This window comes from Allobosea eneae, from assembly GCF_042657265.1.
GTDB classification, from domain to species: Bacteria; Pseudomonadota; Alphaproteobacteria; order Rhizobiales; family Beijerinckiaceae; genus Allobosea; species Allobosea eneae.
Genome location: NZ_JBHSLW010000076.1, coordinates 143,801 through 156,589, shown reverse-complemented (window position 1 = coordinate 156,589; position 12,789 = coordinate 143,801). Strand labels below are relative to the sequence as shown.

Below are 12,789 nucleotides of genomic sequence, written 5' to 3'. Positions count from 1 at the left end.
GCTCGGGCTTGACCCGAGCATCTCGGGCCGGAGGAGGCTCCGGCCAGCGCCCTCTCATCAGGAGATTCTCGGGTCTGCGCTTCGCTCCGCCCGAGAATGACGACGCACTACGCCCCCGCCGCCCCAGCCTGCCGCAACGCCTCCTCGGCTGCGAGGAAGGCCGCGACCTCCGGGCTCGGCTCCGGACTTTCCGCCGCCACACCCATCTCGGCGAAGAGGCGCGCTGCCGGCACATAGGCCCGGCCCTTGCGGTCATAGAGTGCTGCCCGAACCAGCGCGACCGCGGCGACGATCTCCTGTCCTTCCCGTCCGTCCGCCAGAATCCGGTGCTGGATCACCACCCAGCCCTCGCTCCAGCAGAGCAGTCGCGTCTCCAGCCTGAGCGCCCGGAACAGGCGGACCTCGCGGCGGAAGCGGATCGTGCCGCAATTGACCACCGGCACCCAGCCATGGCGCAGGATCGCCCGCCAGAGGCCGCTGCGCAGCATCAGGTCGGCGCGGCCGAGGTCCATCAGCCCCCAATAGCGGGCATTGTTCATGTGAAGGCTGGTGTCGAGATCGTGGAGCCAGACCCGGAAGGGCAGGATCGAGGCCTCGAAAGGCGGCATCAACTTTGGCTGGAAGGGCCGCGTCAGCAGCAACCAGATCAGGCGAAACCAGAGATTCATCGGAAGCGTCCCAAATGGAATGGTTTAGTTGTAAACATTTTGCGCCAACGGCGATACCGCCTGACGGCTTCGAATCCCTCTTCGCCAGACGGTGATTGGAAAACACGCGAATGCTGCGCTGCACGATCCTGCGGCGCAGGCCGCTGCGACAGCGCCGCCATGCGGCTAATGCGCGCTCGCACGCAAGATCATGCTTGCCAAGCGCGCTTTTTGCGCAGAAACATCGGCGCTTTCCGGCGATAGCGTCAGCCGCCGCCGGCCCATGGGACGATGCCCCAGCGATGCAGATCGAACTCGATTCCCGCGACAGGACGATCCTGCGCATCCTCCAGAAGGATGGCCGGATCACCAATTCGGACCTAGCCGAGAAGGTGCATCTCTCGCCCTCGGCCTGCCTGCGCCGCGTGCGCCAGCTCGAGGAGAGCGGGCTGATCCGCGGCTATGTGATGATGCTCGACGAGCGCATCGCCGGCTTCCCCGGCACCGCCTTCGTCTTCGTCACGCTCGACCAGCAGGGCCGCGCCTCGCTGGAGAGCTTCGAGAAGGCGGTGCAGGACCTGCCCGAGATCCTCGAATGCCACCTGCTCGCCGGCGCGCATGATTATCTGATGCGGGTGATCTATCGCGACAGCGCCGATTTCGAGCGCATCCACACCGACATCATCACGCAATTGCCGGGCGTCACCCGGGTGCAGTCGACCCTGACGTTGCGCACGATCAAGAAGACCTCGTCGCTGCCGATGTGAGGCGAAGCCTTTTGCTCTCACCCCTCCAGCCCTCATCCTGAGGAGCGCTCACAGAGCGCGTCTCGAAGGATGCTCCAGCTGGTTCCGGAGGCCTCTGGACCATCCTTCGAGACGCCGCTGACGCGGCTCCTCAGGATGATGGCTGCGGCGATTGCTGTCCCGACAGGCTTGCGAGAGCCGGCCTCAGAGCCGATAACGGCCACCCAACAGGATTCGCGCCCGTGACCGACGTCAAGACCAATGCCGATGTCGCCGGCCTGCCCTTCGAGGCGGCCCTGAAGGAGCTGGAAGGCATCGTCGCCAGGCTCGAACGCGGCGACGTGGCGCTCGAGGAATCGATCGACATCTACACCCGCGGCGAGGCGCTGAAGGCGCGCTGCGACGCGCTGCTGAAGCAGGCCGAGGCGCGGATCGAGAAGATCACGCTCGGCTCCGACGGCAAGCCGGCCGGCACCCAGCCGCTCGACGTCGGGAACTAGAAGCAAAGCCGGCAGCCGGACGAAGCGGTTCGATCCAGGGTTTTCCCGGCGCGGACAAGCCGCAGCAACGGCGCTTCTGCGAAAACGTCGCCGAGTGCCGGATTGACGGCATGCTCATGAACAGGCCGGTGCAAACGCGCCGGCCTGGTCCGATTCAAGCCTGCGAAGGGTTGTCCTTGCGACGCCAGACCGCCATCAGGATCGCTGCACCCAGCCCCGACTTGACCAGCGAGCCGAGCAGGAAAGGCACGACGCCGGCGATCATCGCCTTCTCCGTGCCGATCAGCGTGGCGAGCCAGAAGCCGCCGAGTGCCAAGCAAACGGCGTGGCCGAGCAGCATCGAAGCGAAGGCGAAAGCCGGCCGATCGCCGTTCCAGCCGCGCTCGGCCAGCCAGCCGACCAGCGCCGCGACGAGCGGGAAGGAGGCGAGATAGCCCGCGGTCGGGCCCATGAAGGGGGCGAGGCCGCCGCTGCCATTGGCAAGCACGGGCAGGCCGACCGCCGCCTCGCCGAGCCAGGCGAGAATGGTGAGCACGCCGAGCCGCCAGCCATAGAGAGCGCCGATCAGGATCACCGCCAGCGTCTGCATGGTCATCGGCACCGGCAGCATCGGCACGCTGATCTGCGAGGCGATCGCCAGGACCAGCGTGCCGAGCACGACAGCGGCGGCCTTGATATGGACCGGACGCGTCTGCAAGCCGAGCGGGCTGAAGCGGACAGGCGGAACGTAGCTAAGGTCGCTCACGAGATCGTCTCCATCGATTCCATAATTATAGATAATTTTGTAACTTGATCTATCGTAGAGTCCACAGCCGCGCCAGGAATGCAAGCGCGTCCGGCGCGCTCATCCGTGAGCGCATCGCTGCACAGCTCCCGCTGCGATCCTGCCCGCCGACAGATGAGCCGGCCTCAGCCCTGGATCGCGAAGACGTCCCGCGTTCCGCCAGCGGCGGTGCGCACCGGCTTGGAGCCGATCCACTGGACATGACGGGCGAGGATCGCCGCGGCCTCCTCGACCTGTCCGGCCCGGAGCGCCGCCAGGATGGCACGGTGGTCGTGGTCGGTGCGCGCCTCCCAGTCCGAGCGCCAGGCCGAGAACAGGAAACGGGCGCTGGCGGCATGGAGGTCGTCGATCGCCGCCAGCAAACGCGGCATGGCGCAGGGCGTGACGATCAGGCGATGGAAACGGCGATTCGCCTCCTCCCAGGCGCGGACATCGGGCGAATTGTCGCCGGCGCGGGTCGCTTCCTCGGCCTCGTCGAGCATGGCGCGCGTCAGATGCGGGCCGGCATGGCGCAGCGCCAGCACCTCCAGCGCAGCGCGCATCTCGGCGACCTCGCGGACCTCACGCAGGTCGAAGGCGGCGACACGCACGCCACGGCGCGGTTCGCTGACGGCGAGCCCCTGCGCCTCCAGCCGCTGGAAGGCCTCGCGCACCGGGACATGGCTGGCGCCGAACTCGGCCGCGACATGGTCCTGCCGCAGCCGCGCGCCCGGCTCGATCTGCCCGGAAATGATCCGCTCGGCGAGGACGCGGCTGATGCGGACGGGAAGGGTCTCGGATTTCTCGGCAGCCATGAATTATCGATAATTTCTCCGAGCCCCCACGTCGAGCCCGTGCGGCCGGTTGTACCCTTGCCGCGCGCCGCGTCCGGGGCCAGTCTCCCCTGCTCACAGGAGGACATCGCCATGTCGCAGCTGCCCGATCATGACCCGGTCGCGGGCGATACCCGCTCCTGCGAGGCGCTCGAACAGGTCATCGTGCCGCGCGCGCATGATCTTGGCGGCTTCTCGGTTCGCCGCGCCCTGCCCTCGATCGGGCGCAAGATGGTCGGCCCCTTCATCTTCTTCGACCAGATGGGCCCGGCCGAATTCCTCCTCGGCGAAGGCATCGACGTGCGCCCGCATCCGCATATCGGGCTCTCCACCGTCACCTATCTCTTCGACGGCGAGATCATGCATCGCGATTCGCTCGGCACGGCGCTGCCGATCCGGCCGGGCGCGGTCAACCTGATGACGGCGGGGCGCGGCATCGTCCATTCCGAGCGCACCGCTCCGGAAGAGCGGCTGAAGGCGCCCAAGCTCTACGGCATTCAGACCTGGCTCGCTCTGCCGAAGACGCATGAGGAGGTCGCGCCCGAGTTCATCCACCACGCCGCGCCGGAGCTGCCGCGCATCGTCGGCGAGGGCAAGCGCGTCAGCCTGATCATGGGTTCGGCGTTCGGCGAGACCTCGCCGGTTAAGTTCCCCTGGGACACGCTCTATGCCGAGGCCGTGCTGGCGCCGGGCGCGATCCTGCCGCTCGATCCCGACTATCACGAGCGTGCCGTCTACATCGTCACCGGCAAGATCGACATCGCCGGCGACGAGTTCGGCGCCGGCCAGCTCCTGATCTTCAAGCCGGGCGACCGGATCTCCATCCTCGCCGTCGACCAGAGCCGGCTGATGCTGATCGGCGGCGAGCCGATGGACGGCCCGCGCCATATCTGGTGGAATTTCGTGTCATCTTCGAAAGAGCGGATCGACCAGGCCAAGCAGGAATGGAAGACCGGCCGCTTCGACACCGTGCCCGGCGACGAGGAGGAGTTCATCCCGCTGCCGGAGCGCTGAGCGCACCGACATGCCTGCCGAATCTCCCGATCGCTCTCCGAGCGGCGCGCCGGATGCGGTGGATGGCGCGCGTTCCTCACGCAAGCGGCTTATCGGCTTTCTCTGGGCGGTGCTGACGGTCTCGATCTTCGCCGGCTGGTTCGTGGTCACGCGTTTCAGCGTGACCCGCAGCCTGAACGTCTGGGACCTGACCGCGCTGCGCTACGGCATCGGCGCGATCCTGCTGGCGCCGGTTCTGCTGCGCGATCTGCCGCCAAAGGCCTGGCGCAGCGGCTTCATCTTCTCGGTGCTTTGGGGCGCACCCTTCGCGGCCCTGGTCGCGCTCGGCGTGCAGATGACCTCGGCCGGACGCGCGGCCTCGGTGACGCCGACCCTGATGCCAGTCTTCGCCGGCATGCTCGGCTGGCTGCTGCTGCGCCAGCCGCCTGGCAAAATCCGGTTCCTCGGATATGCCGCCATCGCCGCCGGTCTCTGCGGCCTGATCGCCACCGCTTCCAGCGGCGGGGCTGCGCCGAGCCTGCTCGGCCTCGGCTTCCTGGCACTCGCCGCGGCGATGTGGGCCGGCTACACGCTGCTGCTGCGTGGCAGCGGCCTCGACCCGATGCAGTCAGCGGCGCTGATCTGCTTCTGGTCGGGCCTGATCTTCGTTCCGCTTTATCTCGTCCTCGGCATCGGCCATCTCGGGCATGCGCCGACAGCCGAGATCGCAGTCCAGGGCTTCTATCAGGGCGTGCTGATGAGCATCGTCGCGCTGATCAGCTTCAACCGCGCCGTGACGCTGCTCGGCGCAGCGGCCGCCGCGGCCATGATCGCGCTGGTGCCGGTCATCGCCTCGCTGCTCGCCATCGTTGTCCTCGGCGAGGTTCCGACAATGGCGGAAGGGATTTCGATCGCATTCATCGTCGCCGGCGTCCTGCTGGCGACGCGGCCGACGCCAGCATCTGGCCGAGGTTGAGCCCGCCTTCTCATGCGAGCTCTGAGATATCGCGCAAGCGGGGCACCCGTGAAAAGCCGATGAGGAGCAACTGGATCAGGAAGCCTGCGGTCGCGAGCTGCAGGCACGCGGCGATGCCGAGATGCGTTGCCACGGTAGCGCCGATCGCGGCGCCGACCGGGCGCGCGCCGAATGTCGCCGTCATGATCAGGGCAGAGACGCGGCCGAGCATCGCATTGGGCGTGACCGCCTGGCGCAAGGTCATCGTCGAGATCGACCAGATGATCGGCCCGACGCCGAACAGGAAGAAGCTCGCCGCGACCAAATAGATGGAGGGAAACCAAAGCGTCGCGAGCATCACGCCGGCTGCACAGAGGCCGGCGAACGGCCCAAGCAGGATCAATGTCCCGAAGGAGATCCGGCGGGCGACATGGGAGGCGCATGCGGCGCCGACGATCATCCCGGCGCCATAGATGCCCAGGGAGATACCGACGGCAGTCGCGCTGAGGCCGAGATTCTGGACGGCATAGGCGACATAGACCGCCTGGAAGATAAACCAAGAGATGTTGAAGAAGACCGCCGTCATGAGGATCGGCCTGAGCAAATCGTGACCGGCGACGAAACGCGCACCCTCCTTGAGATCATGCAGCAGGTCGCGCCGTGGACCGGACGGTGCCTCGTCCCTCGGCAGGCCGGCCAGCAGCAGCGCGGCGAAGATCGAGAGCCCGGCCGCCAAGCCATAGGCGGTCGAGATGCCGATCCAGCCGACGAGCGCGCCGCCGAGCGCCGGCCCGCCGGCATAGGCGGCGCTGCGCGCCAGTTCCAGCCAGCGATTGGCGTCGGCGAGCCGTGCGCGTGGCACCACCGATGGCACGAAGGCCGGGGCGGCGACGCTGTAGCAGACGGTGCCGACGGCGCCGAGCGCGCCGAGGACGCCCAGCCAGGTCAGGTTGAGACTGCCCAAAGCGAGCAGCAGCGGGATCGCCAGCAGCGACGCCGCGCGCAGCACTTCCGTGCCGACCATGAGCCGCCGCCGCGAGGCGCGGTCGACCATCAGGCCCGCGGGGATCGAGAGCAGGAGAAAGGGCAAGGTCTGCGCCGTCTGCAGCCAGCCGGTCTCGGCCGGCCCCGCCGCCAGCAGAAGAACCGCGGCCAGCGGTGCTGCGGCCAAGGCGATCTGCTCCGAGAACTGGGCAAAGAGATTGGACCAGCCGATGCGGCGAAATGCCGTCGGCAAGGGGGTAATGTCGGCCGATTGCATGACGTTAGTGTCCTCGGAAGCGGTTGTGAGGACACCAAAAAGCCTTGCCGGCATGGGAGCCACCCGTTTCGTGGGAAGGCAGGGCGCTCGCGCTTATGACGGGCCGGATTTCCAACTCCGGTTTGCCAGCGCGCCACTCAGGCTCTATTTCCAGATCATCCCAGCGAAGGATCCGACCGCCTCGTGCCTCGCCCCAATACACCTCTCCTCGACCAGGTGCCCGATCCGGCGGCGTTGCGCCGACTCGACGACGCGCAATTGCGCCAGCTCGCCGACGAGCTCCGGGCCGAGACGATCGATGCCGTCTCGGTCACCGGCGGCCATCTCGGCGCCGGCCTCGGCGTGGTCGAACTCACCGTCGCCCTGCACCATGTCTTCGACACGCCGCGCGACCGGCTGATCTGGGATGTCGGTCACCAGGCCTATCCGCACAAGATCCTGACCGGCCGCCGCTCCGAGATCCGCACGCTGCGCCAGCCCGGCGGCCTCTCGGGCTTCACTCGGCGCGCCGAGAGCGAATACGACCCGTTCGGCGCCGCCCATTCCTCGACCTCGATCTCGGCCGGTCTCGGCATGGCCGTCGGCCGCGACCTCGCCGGCGGGAAGAACAACGTCATCGCCGTGATCGGCGACGGCGCCATGTCGGCCGGCATGGCCTATGAAGCCATGAACAATGCCGGTGCGACCGGCTCGCGCCTGATCGTCATCCTCAACGACAACGATATGTCGATCGCGCCGCCGGTCGGGGCGATGTCGGCTTATCTTGCTCGCCTCGTCTCGGGCCGAACATACCGCTCGCTGCGCGAGATCGCCAAGTACCTGGCCGAGAGGCTGCCGCGCTTCTTCCATGAGAAGGCGAAGCGCACAGAGGAATATGCCCGCGGCTTCTGGACCGGCGGCACCCTCTTCGAGGAGCTCGGCTTCTACTATGTCGGTCCGATCGACGGGCACAATCTCGACCATCTGCTGCCGGTGCTGCGCAATGTGCGCGACGCCGAGACGGGGCCGATCCTGGTCCATGTCGTGACGCAGAAGGGCAAGGGCTACGCCCCGGCCGAGGCCAGCGCCGACAAATACCATGGCGTCGTCAAGTTCGACCCGGTCACCGGCCAGCAGGCCAAGGTGCCAGCGAATGCGCCGAGCTACACCAATGTCTTCGCCAACGCCCTGATCAAGGCGGCGCGCGAGGACGAGAAGATCGTCGCGGTCACCGCCGCCATGCCATCCGGCACGGGGCTCGACGCCTTCGGCAAGGAATTCCCGGGCCGCACCTTCGATGTCGGCATCGCCGAGCAGCATGCGGTGACCTTCGCCGCGGGCCTTGCCACCGAGGGCTTCAAGCCGTTTTGCGCGATCTACTCGACCTTCCTGCAGCGCGCCTACGACCAGGTCGTGCACGACGTCGCCATCCAGAAGCTGCCGGTGCGCTTCGCGCTCGACCGGGCCGGGCTGGTCGGCGCCGATGGCGCGACCCATGCGGGCGCCTTCGACGTCGCCTACCTCGCCTGCCTGCCCGACATGGTGGTGATGGCGGCGGCGGACGAGGCAGAGCTCACCCATATGGTCGCAACCGCAGCCGCCTATGATGCCGGCCCGATCGCCTTCCGCTATCCGCGCGGCGAGGGCGTCGGCATCGAGCTGCCGCAGCACGGCGTGCCGCTTGAGATCGGCAAGGGCCGGATCGTCAGGCAGGGTACGCAGGTCGCGCTGCTTTCGCTCGGCACCCGCCTTGCTGAGTGCATCTCGGCCGCCGAGCAGCTCGGCCAACGCGGGCTCTCGACCACCGTCGCCGATGCCCGCTTCGCCAAGCCGCTCGACGAGGAGCTTATCCTGCGCCTCGCCAGGGAGCACGAGGTGCTGGTCACGGTCGAGGAAGGCTCGGTCGGCGGCTTCGGCAGCCATGTCCTGCAATTGCTGGCGCGCGAGGGCGTGCTCGATCGCGGGCTGAAGATCCGCAGCCTGGTGCTGCCCGACATCTTCCAGGACCACAACAAGCCCGAAGCGATGTATGCCGAGGCTGGGCTCGACGCCGCCGGGATCGTGCGCACCGTCGAGAAGGCGCTCGGCCCGGCCAACGCCATCCGCCGCGCCTGATGCCGTGCTGCGCGCCCGTCATTCCGGGGCGCCGCGCAGCGGCGAGCCCGGAACCCATGACCACGCGTTTCCCTGAAGAGGCTCCAGCCGCCCAGCCCCATCTGCTGATGTCGTGGTCATGGGTTCCGGGCTCAGGCCTGTCGGCCTGCCCCGGAATGACGGCGCGGTTCTCTGCCCGGCCGACAAGCGTCCCCGTAACATGACCGCCGGCCTGCCGCGGCGGGTGCGCGCCGACCTGCTATTGCTCGAGCGCGGCCTGTTCGAGAGCCGGGCACGGGCGCAGGCGGCGATCGCCGCTGGCCTCGTCCGTGCCGACGGCGTCGTGCTGCGCAAGGCGTCTGAGACCGTGCCTGACACCGCGGCGATCGAAGCGCAGGCGGCTCATCCTTATGTCTCGCGCGGCGGGGTGAAGCTCGCCGCGGCGCTCGACGCCTTCGGCTTTGACCCGAATGGGCTGAGCTGCCTCGATGTCGGCGCCTCGACCGGCGGCTTCAGCGACGTGCTGCTCCGGCGTGGGGCGGCGCATGTCTACGCCGTCGATGTCGGCCAGGCGCAATTGCATGAGAGCCTGCAAGGGAATCCACGGCTGACCAGCCTGGAGAGCCAGGACATCCGCACACTCGGCCCCGGCCTATTCGCCGAGCCGCCGACGCTCGCGGTGATCGACGTCAGCTTCATCTCGCTGAAGCTCGTGCTGCCGGCGGTGGCGACGCTGCTCACGCCGCAGGCGCGGCTGGTCGCTCTGGTGAAGCCGCAATTCGAGACAAAGCGCTCGGCGCTGAAGAAAGGCGTTCTGCGCGACGAGGCGCTGCAGCAGCAGATCTGCATGGAGATGGCGGAGGTCGCCGCCGGTCTCGGCTTTGCCGTCAGCGGGCTGATCCCCTCTCCGATCGAGGGCGGCGACGGCAATCGCGAATTCCTGCTAGGCGGCCAGCGGTCGGTTTAGCTCGCCATCAGCGCATCGACATCGGCCTGGACAGCGCAGGGATCGATATAGGCGGCCTCGCCCCGGCCGTTGGCATTGATGAAGGCGTTGGCGCGCCCGATCAGGCGACGCAGCGACAAGCTGGCTACGTCGACGATCAGCGCCGGGTCCTCCTCCTCGGGCATCTCCTCGAGTAGCGCCGTCACCGTGTAGATCAGGCGTTCCATCGCGGCGCAGAGCGTCTCGAAGCTTTCCGCCTCGCGCCGGCCGAGCGAATGATAGGCCGCCATCGCCTCGCCCGCACAACGCAGCGGCGATGCCGCGAAATGCTCGACATAGCTGACGGCGCGCCAGGCCTTGAGATCGCCGACGATCTCGCGGTCGATCGGCACCATCTCCAGCAGCATCAGCGCCTCGCTGTGCCGATTGAGATAGTCGGTCGAGAGTTGCGGAGCGGCTCCGCCCACCGCTGTCAGTGATGTCTCGGTGGCGGCAGCAGACATGAAGGGGCCCCGGAAGCAGCCCGATTATGCTGTGCCAACCGCAAACAAAGTCTTGCTCCGGTCACGATAAGGCGGAAGTGATCCTTATATGTGTGGTCGCTATGCCGTTACCTTGCCGCCGGAGGCGATGCGCGAGGCCTTCGCTTATCGCGAGCAGCCGAATTTCCCGCCGCGCTACAATATCGCGCCGACGCAGCCGGTGCCGGTGGTGCGTCTCGACGAGGGCCGGCGCCAGTTCATCCTGATGCGCTGGGGCTTCATCCCGGGCTGGGTCAAGGATCCCAAGGACTACCCTTTGGTCATCAATGTCCGCAGCGAGAGCGCCAGCGAAAAACCGTCCTTCCGCGCCGCCCTCGCCCGCCGGCGCTGCCTGATGCCGGCCGACGGCTTCTATGAATGGCACCGCCTCGGCGAGGGCCGCCAGCAGGAGAACCGGCCTTATCTCTTCCGGAAGCCGGATCGCGGCTTCTTCGCGCTCGCGGCGCTGTGGGAGACTTGGCACAGCCCCGATGGCTCAGAGATCGACACGGTCGCGATCGTCACGGGGCCGGCGAACGGGCAGATTGCGGCGATCCATCACCGCTCGCCGGTCGTCGTGCCGCCCGAGGCCTTCGACGCCTGGCTCGATCCTGCGGCAGAGCCTGCGACCCTGCAGGGCCTGATGCGCCCGCCGCCCGACGATTTCTTCGAGATGCTTCGGCTCGGCGCAGGCGTGAACAAGGTCGCCAATGACGGCCCGGAGGTACAGGAGCCGTTCGACCCTGCTTCAGAACCGGCATCTGCTCCCAAGCCTGCCATGCGTTCCCGTCGGGGCGGCCCCGACGATGCACAGGGCAGCCTGTTCTAGCGCCGACCGCAGCGGCCCGCTTACTCTGGTCCCAAACGAGACCAACAGTGGGAACGCACGAGATGGATGGCCGCCGCCCGACGATGAGCTCCCTGCACGGCATCGTCGCCGCTGCCCACCCGCTGGCAGCGCAGGCCGGCGCGCGCATCCTCGGCCAGGGCGGCAACGTGTTCGATGCTGTCGGCGCGGTTGCGTCCGCGCTCAACGTGGTCGAGCCGTTCATGTCGAGCCTTGCCGGCATGGGCTCGGCGATCATGTGGGTCGCTGCCGAGAAACGCGTCCGCGTGCTCGATTTCGTGCCGCCCGTGCCGGAGAGCTTCCCGCTCGAACGCTTCACGCAACGCTCCGAGCTCGAGCGCGGGGCGCTCGCCGTCGCTCCGCCCGGCAACCTCGCCGGCTGGTGCGAGCTCAACCGCAGCTATGGACGGCTGTCGCTGGAGCAGATATTCGCGCCGGCGATCGCGCTCGCACAGGACGGCTTCCCGATCGCGGAGTTCGGCGTGATCGAATTCAACGAGCAGGTGCCGCTGCTGCGCGAACGGCCCGATCTCTACGAGAACTGGGCGCGAAACTATCTGCGCGACGGCGGGACGAGCGTCACGCTCGGGCAGATCCTGCGCCAGCCCGAGCTGGCCGCAACCCTGCGCGACATCGCCGCCAAGGGCCCCGATCATCTCTATCGGGGCGCGCTCGGCGAGACGATCACAGCCCATCTCAAGGCGCAGGGCGGCACGCTGACCATGGCCGATCTCGCCAGGGTCGCTCCGCAATGGCGCGAGCCGCTCGCCGCCGACTATCGCGGCCGGCAGGTGCATGTGCCGCCGCCCGCCTGCGAGGGCTTCCAGTTCCTCTTGACCCTGCGCATCCTCGACGGCTTCGACCTCGGCAAGCTCGAACGCAACGGCACCGAGCATCTCGATATCGTCTATCGCGCCATCCGCCTCGCTGCCGGAGTCCGGATCAATAACAACAATCCCAAGCCCGAGAAGCTCGCCGAGATCCTGTCAGACGCCTTCGTCGAAAAGCTGCGGGCACGGGTGCGCGACGGCAAGCCGATCGAGGGCCCGACCGAGCAATGGATGCCGCAGGCGCCAGCGGGCGAAGACCCCGGCCACACCACCTCCTTCTCGATCGCCGATCGCGAGGGCAACCTGATCTGCGTGACGCAGAGCATCGGCAGCCCGTTCGGCAGCGGCGTCGTGGTCCCGGGCACCGGGATCACCCTCAACAACTTCCTGTACTGGGCCGACGTCCAGCCCGGCAGCCCCAACCGCTCGCTGCCCGGCTCGGAACTGCCGATGTGCATGTCGCCGACCCTATCGACCCAAGACGGCGCGCCAGTGCTCGCGCTCGGCACGCCCGGCAGCTACGGCATCCTGCAGACGCAGGTGCAGGCCATGGTCCAGCATGTCGATTTCGGCCTGCCCCTGCAGGATGCGATCGAGGCGCCGCGCGCCCGCCTCTGGGACGGCCGTGAGGTCGAAGTCGAGAACCGCATTCCCGCAGAAACCATCGCCGCACTCGCCGAGCGCGGACACGGCATCTTCGCCAATGACGGTGGCTGGACGATGCGGGTCGGCGGCATGCAGGCGGTGTCGCGCGATCCGGCGACCGGGCGTCTCACCGGCGCCTGCGACCCGCGCCGCGACGGCTATGTCGCGACGCCCTGAGCGGCGTCTGCGCTGGATCGAGCACCTCGCACGGCCTTAGAGAACCTGAAGC

General features: G+C 67.9%; 13 protein-coding genes. 8 read left to right on the top strand and 5 right to left on the bottom strand.

From position 1 onward, the window contains the following. Window positions 1-107 precede the first annotated feature (107 nt). Entirely contained in the window at window positions 108-668 is a 561-nt protein-coding gene (locus tag ACFPOB_RS28425) for a thioesterase family protein (protein ID WP_377801620.1), read from the bottom strand. 281 nt (window positions 669-949) lie between these two features. On the opposite strand from ACFPOB_RS28425, the gene ACFPOB_RS28420 reads away from it, so the two are divergent. After that, window positions 950-1,414: an Lrp/AsnC family transcriptional regulator gene (locus ACFPOB_RS28420; RefSeq protein WP_171019692.1), complete on the top strand. Its 465-nt coding sequence runs from the start codon at window positions 950-952 to the stop codon at window positions 1,412-1,414. A 221-nt stretch (window positions 1,415-1,635) separates the two neighbouring features. Further along, window positions 1,636-1,893 (top strand): exodeoxyribonuclease VII small subunit, encoded by a 258-nt coding sequence (locus tag ACFPOB_RS28415; RefSeq protein WP_377801619.1) that lies wholly within the window; start codon window positions 1,636-1,638, stop codon window positions 1,891-1,893. Between the two features lie 154 nt (window positions 1,894-2,047). On the opposite strand, the gene ACFPOB_RS28410 is transcribed toward ACFPOB_RS28415, so the two are convergent. Both ACFPOB_RS28410 and ACFPOB_RS28405 read right to left on the bottom strand, forming a co-directional pair. Then, entirely contained in the window at window positions 2,048-2,638 is a 591-nt protein-coding gene (locus ACFPOB_RS28410) for a biotin transporter BioY (protein WP_377801618.1), read from the bottom strand. A 164-nt stretch (window positions 2,639-2,802) separates the two neighbouring features. After that, window positions 2,803-3,471: a GntR family transcriptional regulator gene (locus ACFPOB_RS28405; RefSeq protein ID WP_377801617.1), complete on the bottom strand. Its 669-nt coding sequence runs from the start codon at window positions 3,469-3,471 to the stop codon at window positions 2,803-2,805. A 111-nt stretch (window positions 3,472-3,582) separates the two neighbouring features. On the opposite strand from ACFPOB_RS28405, the gene ACFPOB_RS28400 reads away from it, so the two are divergent. Further along, window positions 3,583-4,503 (top strand): pirin family protein, encoded by a 921-nt coding sequence (locus ACFPOB_RS28400; protein ID WP_152017135.1) that lies wholly within the window; start codon window positions 3,583-3,585, stop codon window positions 4,501-4,503. A 10-nt stretch (window positions 4,504-4,513) separates the two neighbouring features. Beyond that, window positions 4,514-5,458 (top strand): DMT family transporter, encoded by a 945-nt coding sequence (locus ACFPOB_RS28395; RefSeq protein WP_377801616.1) that lies wholly within the window; start codon window positions 4,514-4,516, stop codon window positions 5,456-5,458. Window positions 5,459-5,468: 10 nt separating this feature from the next. On the opposite strand, the gene ACFPOB_RS28390 is transcribed toward ACFPOB_RS28395, so the two are convergent. Beyond that, window positions 5,469-6,698, bottom strand: coding sequence for an MFS transporter (locus ACFPOB_RS28390; RefSeq protein WP_377801615.1), 1,230 nt, complete (start codon window positions 6,696-6,698; stop codon window positions 5,469-5,471). 183 nt (window positions 6,699-6,881) lie between these two features. On the opposite strand from ACFPOB_RS28390, the gene dxs reads away from it, so the two are divergent. Both dxs and ACFPOB_RS28380 read left to right on the top strand, forming a co-directional pair. Next, window positions 6,882-8,792: a 1-deoxy-D-xylulose-5-phosphate synthase gene (dxs, locus tag ACFPOB_RS28385; RefSeq protein WP_377801614.1), complete on the top strand. Its 1,911-nt coding sequence runs from the start codon at window positions 6,882-6,884 to the stop codon at window positions 8,790-8,792. Between the two features lie 199 nt (window positions 8,793-8,991). Further along, complete coding sequence (locus ACFPOB_RS28380; protein ID WP_377801613.1) at window positions 8,992-9,738, top strand: TlyA family RNA methyltransferase; 747 nt, start codon at window positions 8,992-8,994, stop codon at window positions 9,736-9,738. On the opposite strand, the gene ACFPOB_RS28375 is transcribed toward ACFPOB_RS28380, so the two are convergent. Beyond that, a complete protein-coding gene (locus tag ACFPOB_RS28375) occupies window positions 9,735-10,220 on the bottom strand; it encodes a hypothetical protein (RefSeq protein ID WP_377801612.1) in 486 nt (161 codons plus the stop codon). The two genes, ACFPOB_RS28380 and ACFPOB_RS28375, sit on opposite strands and share 4 nt — an antisense overlap. 88 nt (window positions 10,221-10,308) lie before the next feature. Between ACFPOB_RS28375 and ACFPOB_RS28370 the strand changes: the two genes are divergently transcribed. Both ACFPOB_RS28370 and ACFPOB_RS28365 read left to right on the top strand, forming a co-directional pair. Continuing rightward, window positions 10,309-11,067 carry an SOS response-associated peptidase gene (locus tag ACFPOB_RS28370; protein WP_377801611.1) on the top strand — a complete coding sequence of 253 codons (759 nt, stop codon included), beginning with the start codon at window positions 10,309-10,311 and terminating at the stop codon, window positions 11,065-11,067. Between the two features lie 62 nt (window positions 11,068-11,129). Then, a complete protein-coding gene (locus ACFPOB_RS28365; RefSeq protein ID WP_377801610.1) occupies window positions 11,130-12,737 on the top strand; it encodes a gamma-glutamyltransferase family protein in 1,608 nt (535 codons plus the stop codon). Window positions 12,738-12,789: the final 52 nt, after the last annotated feature.

What these genes read in the sequence shown, in the direction of transcription:
- ACFPOB_RS28380 (WP_377801613.1), top strand. Translation starts at nt 8,992, where the DNA reads ATGACCGCCGGCCTGCCGCGGCGGGTGCGCGCCGACCTGCTATTGCTC.
- ACFPOB_RS28390 (WP_377801615.1), bottom strand. Translation starts at nt 6,698, where the DNA reads ATGCAATCGGCCGACATTACCCCCTTGCCGACGGCATTTCGCCGCATC.
- ACFPOB_RS28425 (WP_377801620.1), bottom strand. Translation starts at nt 668, where the DNA reads ATGAATCTCTGGTTTCGCCTGATCTGGTTGCTGCTGACGCGGCCCTTC.
- ACFPOB_RS28420 (WP_171019692.1), top strand. Translation starts at nt 950, where the DNA reads ATGCAGATCGAACTCGATTCCCGCGACAGGACGATCCTGCGCATCCTC.
- ACFPOB_RS28370 (WP_377801611.1), top strand. Translation starts at nt 10,309, where the DNA reads ATGTGTGGTCGCTATGCCGTTACCTTGCCGCCGGAGGCGATGCGCGAG.
- ACFPOB_RS28365 (WP_377801610.1), top strand. Translation starts at nt 11,130, where the DNA reads ATGGATGGCCGCCGCCCGACGATGAGCTCCCTGCACGGCATCGTCGCC.
- ACFPOB_RS28375 (WP_377801612.1), bottom strand. Translation starts at nt 10,220, where the DNA reads ATGTCTGCTGCCGCCACCGAGACATCACTGACAGCGGTGGGCGGAGCC.
- ACFPOB_RS28395 (WP_377801616.1), top strand. Translation starts at nt 4,514, where the DNA reads ATGCCTGCCGAATCTCCCGATCGCTCTCCGAGCGGCGCGCCGGATGCG.
- ACFPOB_RS28400 (WP_152017135.1), top strand. Translation starts at nt 3,583, where the DNA reads ATGTCGCAGCTGCCCGATCATGACCCGGTCGCGGGCGATACCCGCTCC.
- ACFPOB_RS28405 (WP_377801617.1), bottom strand. Translation starts at nt 3,471, where the DNA reads ATGGCTGCCGAGAAATCCGAGACCCTTCCCGTCCGCATCAGCCGCGTC.